This is a genomic window from Inquilinus limosus MP06 (assembly GCF_000767795.1).
In the GTDB taxonomy this organism is placed as follows: domain Bacteria; phylum Pseudomonadota; class Alphaproteobacteria; order DSM-16000; family Inquilinaceae; genus Inquilinus; species Inquilinus limosus_E.
Window position 1 is genome coordinate 1 of sequence record NZ_JANX01000401.1, and the last position, 5877, is coordinate 5877.

Sequence of the window (5877 nt, forward strand, 5' to 3'; positions counted from 1 at the left end):
CGCGCCGTGGCCCGGCTGGGCGCCCGCAAGGCGGCGACCGCGCGGGTGCCGGTGGTGTTCGATCCACGCGTCTCGCGCAGCCTGCTGGGCCATCTGGTCGGCGCCATCAACGGCGCCGCCATCGCCCGCGGCACCAGCTTCCTGAAGGAGAAGATGGGCGAGGCGGTGTTCGCCCCGGGCATCGAGGTGATCGACGACCCGCATATCCGCCGTGGCCTGCGGTCCCGGCCCTGCGACAGCGAGGGCGTGGCCAGCCGGCGCCGTGCCCTGATCGAGGATGGCCGCCTGACCACATGGCTGCTCGACCTGCGCTCGGCCCGGCAATTGGCACTGGCGCCGACCGGCCATGCCGTGCGCGGCACCAGCGGCCCGCCCGGCGCCTCCCCCGCCAACCTGTACCTGGCGCCCGGCAGCGCGTCGCCGCAGGAGCTGCTGGCCGACATCCAGGACGGCTTCTACGTCACCGGGCTGATGGGATCGTCGGTCAACGGCGTCACCGGCGACTACAGCCGCGGTGCCCACGGCTTCTGGATCGAGCGCGGGCAGTTGGCCTATCCGGTCAACGAGGTCACCATCGCCGGCAATCTGAAGGAGATGTACCGGGCGCTGGTGCCGGCCGACGACCTGGTGCTGCGCTACGGCATGGACGCGCCGACGGTTCGGATCGACGGCATGACGGTGGCCGGGCGGTAGGGCCGCCCGAAGACCATCATCCGGGAAGCGGGATCTTTTCGCCGGAACCGGACCGACCGCTCAGACCGCCCATCCGGAATCAACATGATCGGTCAGGCTGACGGAAACGTCGTTCCACCAGCCCGACCGATTCCTTGCGTTCTTTGATCCGGCCCAGGAACGCTCTCGAACCGCGTCGAATTTTGCTCAATCTTGAATCAGTTCCGATTCCAATGCCCTAAAGGGCCGAAAGATCAAAGGGATCGGTTCCATATTCAGGGGGAGGCATTTTCATGGCGGTTTTCAGTGTTCTCAACGGCACCGGCCTCAACGGCGCCGGCATTCAGTTCGGCACGCTGTCGCAGGTCGCGACGTCAGGCGTCGCCGGCTTTCCGATCATCACGCCGACCACCGGCAGCGTCTTCTTCAACGACACCGGGCTGCTGTCGCTCACCGGCACCGGGATGTCGTTCACCTTCCCGAGCACCTTCGCCGGCACGGTCACCAGCCTGACCTACAGCAAGCCGGCGGTCACCCCGATCTTCTCGATCACCGGCATGAACACGGCCCTGGCGGACATCGCCGCCGGCCTGCTCAGCCCCGGGGGCGAGATGGCGATGCTCGCCACCATCTTCTCCGGCGACGATACCATCACCGGATCGTCCCAGGCCGATGTGCTGATGGGCTTCGACGGCGCCGACACCATCAACGGCGGCGACGGCAATGACACGCTGCGCGGCGGGGCCGGGGCCGACCATCTCGACGGCGGCGCGGGATCGGATTTCGCCAACTACCAGGGGTCGACCGATGTCTTCGTCGACCTGCAGTCGAACCTGATCTTCGGCGGCGACGCCACCGGCGATACGCTGACCAACATCGAGAACCTATACGGCTCCAGCGGCAACGACTTCCTTTCCGGCAATGCCAATCGCAACATCATCGGCGGCGAGAACGGCGCCGACAACATCGACGGCCGGGACGGCGACGATTCGCTCTCCGGCGAGGCCGGCGACGACGACGTGGAAGGCGGCAACGGCGCCGACCGCATTGTCGGCGGCGACGGGGCCGACACCCTGACCGGCGATGACGGCATCGATCCGGCGGGTGATGGCAATGATTCGATCGATGGCGGTACCGGGAATGACCAGATCTTCGCCAATGGTGGCAATGACAGCCTCAGGGGCGGCGCCGGTGACGACATGATCGATGGTGGCGACGGTAACGACATCCTCGAAGGCGGTGCCGGGGCCGACCAGCTGACCGGCGGCGCCGGCATCGACACGGCCCTCTATGCCAGCTCGGCGGCCGGCGTGACCGTGGTGATCGGCGGCGGCGCCGGCACCGGCGGCGATGCCCAGGGCGACACGCTGACCGGGATCGAGCAGGTGATGGGCTCGGGCTTCGACGACACCATCACCGGCGACGCCAACGGCAATACCCTCTGGGGTCTCGCGGGGGACGATGTGCTGACCGGGGGCAGCGGGGCCGATGTGCTGAAGGGCGGCGCGGGCAACGACACCTTCCGCTATGTCGCGATCGGCGACAGCACCCTTGCAGCCTCGGGCCGGGACACGATCACCGACTTCACCACCGGCGACAAGATCGACCTGTCGGCCATCGACGCCAACGGCGCCGGCCCCGGCGATGCCGCTTTCACCTTCGGCACCGGCGCCTTCACCGCCGCCGGACAGGTCCGGGTGCTGGACTTCGGCGGCGGCCGCTACGGCGTCTATCTCGAGACCACCGGCAACAATGTCGAGGACGCTCTGATCACCGTCTATTCCGACCACGCGCTGACGGCGGTGGATTTCGTGCTGTAGCACGGCCGCGCCCCCGCCCTTTCCTGTCCGCAATCAGAGGGGCGGGATCCGCAGCATGGCAAACCATCCCACGGCATCTCGCCGGCGCGGCCGTCCGACGGAAATTTTGTTCCTATGCGCCAATTGCTTCGTTGCGTTCTTTCCGGCGGTGCTGGAAGGCTCTCGAATTGCCGCGGATTTTGCCCGATCTTGAGCCGCCTTCGATCCGAGACGGCCGCAAAGGCCGCGATGTCAGATGGTCGGGGCGGCGGCGCTCAGGGGAAGTCGTGCCATGGCCATACCCTCCCTGCTCGGCGGCGCCGGCGACAGGCAGCCGGATGCGATCGTCCCCGCCTGTTCCGATCACCCGATGGCCGCGGCGGATTTCGCGCTTTAGCGCGCCCGCGGCTGCCCGCCCTCCCCTGTCCGCAACCAGGGGAGGGCGGGCTCTTCGTCTTTCGAACCCAATCCGCCCGCTTCAGAAAAGATTCACAAAGCCCTGCAACAGCCGACGAACAGATCGCGACAGATCGGACGGCCGGAAGCACTCGTGACCGTTTTATTAATTTTTGCATCTGCGAGATCGTAGACGACATCAACATGTTGTTTGCCGAAGGCGTCTCGGTTATACGGACGGTATATGACCGCCGAAGGACCGATGCCCATGGATCAGGTGACGCGCTATCGCACCATCTGGATCTCGGACGTCCATCTCGGCACTCGGGCCTGCAACGCCAATCTTCTTCTCGACTTCCTGAAGCACACCGATTCCGACGCGCTGTACCTGGTCGGCGACATCGTCGACGGCTGGCGGCTGAAGAAGAGCTGGTACTGGCCGCAGCAGCACAACGACGTCATCCAGAAGCTGCTGCGCAAGGCCCGCAAGGGCACCCGCGTGCTCTACATCCCCGGCAATCACGACGAGGCCGCCCGGCAGTTCGTGGGCCAGAACTTCGGCGATGTCGACGTCGCCGACGACTGCATCCACGAGACCGCGGATGGCCGCCGCTTCCTGGTCATCCATGGCGACCAGTTCGACGTGGTGGTGCGCTACGCCAAGTGGCTGGCCCATATCGGCGACAAGGCCTATGAGCTGCTGCTGCACACCAACACAGCGCTCAACATCGTCCGCCGCCGTCTCGGCTTCTCCTACTGGTCACTCTCGGCGTATATGAAGCAGCGGGCCAAGCGGGCGGTCGAATTCGTCGGCCGGTTCGAGCTCGCGCTGGTCGAGGAGGCCAGGCGGCGCGGCGTGGACGGGGTGATCTGCGGCCACATCCACACCGCCGAGCTGAAGGACATGCAGGGCATGACCTATGTGAACGACGGCGACTGGGTGGAGAGCTGCACCGCGCTGGTGGAGCATGACGACGGCCGCCTGGAGATCCTGCACTGGGCGGACATCGTGGCGGCCCGCGACGCAATGGCGACGCCGGAGCCCGCGCTGAAGCCGCAGCGCGCCGCTTGATCCGACATCGGCTATAGTCTCCGTGGACATGGCAGCGACGGGGTCGATTTCCGGCTGATGCGCATCCTGATCGTGAGCGACGCCTGGCTGCCCCAGGTCAACGGGGTGGTGCGCACCATCGAATCGACCCGTGACGAGCTGCGCCGCCGCGGCCACACGGTCGACGTCATCGGCCCCGACCGCTTCGCCTCCATCCCCTGCCCGACCTATCCCGAGATCCGCCTGGCGATCGGCCAGAGCCGGCGCATGGCCCGGCTGATCGACGAGTTCGACCCCGACGCCATCCACATCTCGACCGAGGGCCCGCTGGGCTGGGCGGCACGGCGCTATTGCATCCGCCGACGGCTGTCCTTCACCACCTCCTTCCACACCCAGTTCCCGGAATATGTCCAGCTGCGCACCGGCATGCCGCTGGCCTCGACCTATGCCCTGCTGCGGCATTTCCACCGCGCCGCCAGCGCCGTGATGGTGGCGACCGACACGCTGGAGCGGAACCTGAACAGCCGGGGTTTCCGCCGCCTGGCGCGCTGGAGCCGCGGCGTCGACACCGAGCGCTTCCGCCCGGCGGCGCGCCCCGGCCCTGGATTCCAGCGCGAGCGGCCCCGGCATCTCTATGTCGGCCGGGTGGCGGTGGAGAAGAACCTCGACGCCTTCCTGTCGCTGAAGCTGGACGGCGAGAAGGTGGTGGTCGGCGGCGGCCCGTCCCTGCCCGCCTTCCAGGCGAAGTACCCGGACGTCACCTTCACCGGCGCCAAGCAGGGGCAGGCGCTGGTCGACGCCTACGCCGATGCCGACGTCTTCGTCTTCCCGTCGCGAACCGACACCTTCGGCCTGGTGATGCTGGAGGCGCTGGCCTGCGGCGTGCCGGTCGCGGCCTATCCGGTGCAGGGGCCGGCCGACGTCATCGGCGACGCGCCGGTGGGCCGGCTGGACGAGGATCTGGGCCTGGCCATCCGCGAGGCGCTGAAGGTTCCATCGGAGGATTGCCGCAGTTTTGCGCTGCGCTATTCCTGGGAGGCATGTACAGATCAGTTTCTGACTCATCTGCATCCCTTCCGATGACGCTTCCGACCGGATGATCTATGCGCTGTATCGAGGGCTGACCGACGCCGCCGGCCCCTTCGTGCCCCTGCTGCTGGCCCGCCGCACCGCCGCGGGCCGCGAGGATCCCGCCCGCCGCGGCGAACGGCTGGGCCATGCCAGCATCCCGCGCCCGGCGGGGCCGCTGATCTGGGTCCATGCCGCCAGCGTCGGCGAGGTGCTGTCGGTGCAGGTGCTGGTGCGCCGCCTGCTAGAGCGCGACCCGCGCCTGACCATCCTGGTCACCACCGGCACCGTCACCTCGGCCCGGCTGATCGCCGAGCGGCTGCCGGACCGGGCGATGCACCAGTTCGCGCCGCTCGACCGCATGGCCTTCGTCCGCCGCTTCCTCGACCATTGGAAGCCGAACTTGGCGATCTGGGTCGAATCCGAGATCTGGCCGAACATGCTGACCGAGACCGAGAAGCGCGGCCTGCCGATCGCCCTGGTCAACGCCCGGATGTCGGAGCGGTCGTTCCGCCGCTGGCGCCGGCTGCCCCGGCTGATCCGCAAGCTGCTCGGCATCTTCCGGGTGATCCTGCCCTGGGACGAGCGGTCGGCCCGCAACTTCCGCGCCCTCGGCGCACGCGGCGTCGGGCAGGTCGGCAACCTGAAATTCTCCTCCGACCCGCCGGATGCCGAGCTGGAGGAGCTGGCGGCGATGCGCGCCGCGATCGGCCGCCGGCCGGTCTGGCTGGCCGCCAGCACCCATGCCGGCGAGGAGGAGCAGATCATCCAGGCGCACAAGGCTCTGGCGGCGAAGCGGCCCGGCCTGCTGACCGTGCTGGCGCCGCGCCACCCGGACCGCGGCGAGGAGATCGCCGCCCTGACCAGGGCGGCGGGGCTGCGCGCCCTGCG

General features: G+C 68.2%; 5 protein-coding genes. All 5 read left to right on the forward strand.

From position 1 onward, the window contains the following. On the forward strand, positions 1-693 hold a 693-nt coding region (locus P409_RS24175; protein ID WP_034844661.1), incomplete at its 5' end, for a metallopeptidase TldD-related protein. Between the two features lie 272 nt (positions 694-965). Beyond that, positions 966-2492 (forward strand): calcium-binding protein, encoded by a 1527-nt coding sequence (locus P409_RS41285; protein ID WP_052121325.1) that lies wholly within the window; start codon positions 966-968, stop codon positions 2490-2492. A 643-nt stretch (positions 2493-3135) separates the two neighbouring features. Further along, positions 3136-3939 carry a UDP-2,3-diacylglucosamine diphosphatase gene (locus tag P409_RS24185; protein ID WP_161790460.1) on the forward strand — a complete coding sequence of 268 codons (804 nt, stop codon included), beginning with the start codon at positions 3136-3138 and terminating at the stop codon, positions 3937-3939. Between the two features lie 57 nt (positions 3940-3996). Further along, positions 3997-5001, forward strand: coding sequence for a glycosyltransferase family 4 protein (locus P409_RS24190; RefSeq protein ID WP_034844662.1), 1005 nt, complete (start codon positions 3997-3999; stop codon positions 4999-5001). A gap of 13 nt (positions 5002-5014) precedes the next feature. Beyond that, positions 5015-5877 (forward strand): 3-deoxy-D-manno-octulosonic acid transferase (locus P409_RS24195; RefSeq protein ID WP_034844664.1); only part of this gene is annotated, 863 nt, incomplete at its 3' end.

Bases quoted from the DNA above. Each gene is read 5' to 3' on its own strand.
- P409_RS41285 (WP_052121325.1), top strand. From the start codon at position 966: ATGGCGGTTTTCAGTGTTCTCAACGGCACCGGCCTCAACGGCGCCGGC.
- P409_RS24185 (WP_161790460.1), top strand. From the start codon at position 3,136: ATGGATCAGGTGACGCGCTATCGCACCATCTGGATCTCGGACGTCCAT.
- P409_RS24190 (WP_034844662.1), top strand. From the start codon at position 3,997: ATGCGCATCCTGATCGTGAGCGACGCCTGGCTGCCCCAGGTCAACGGG.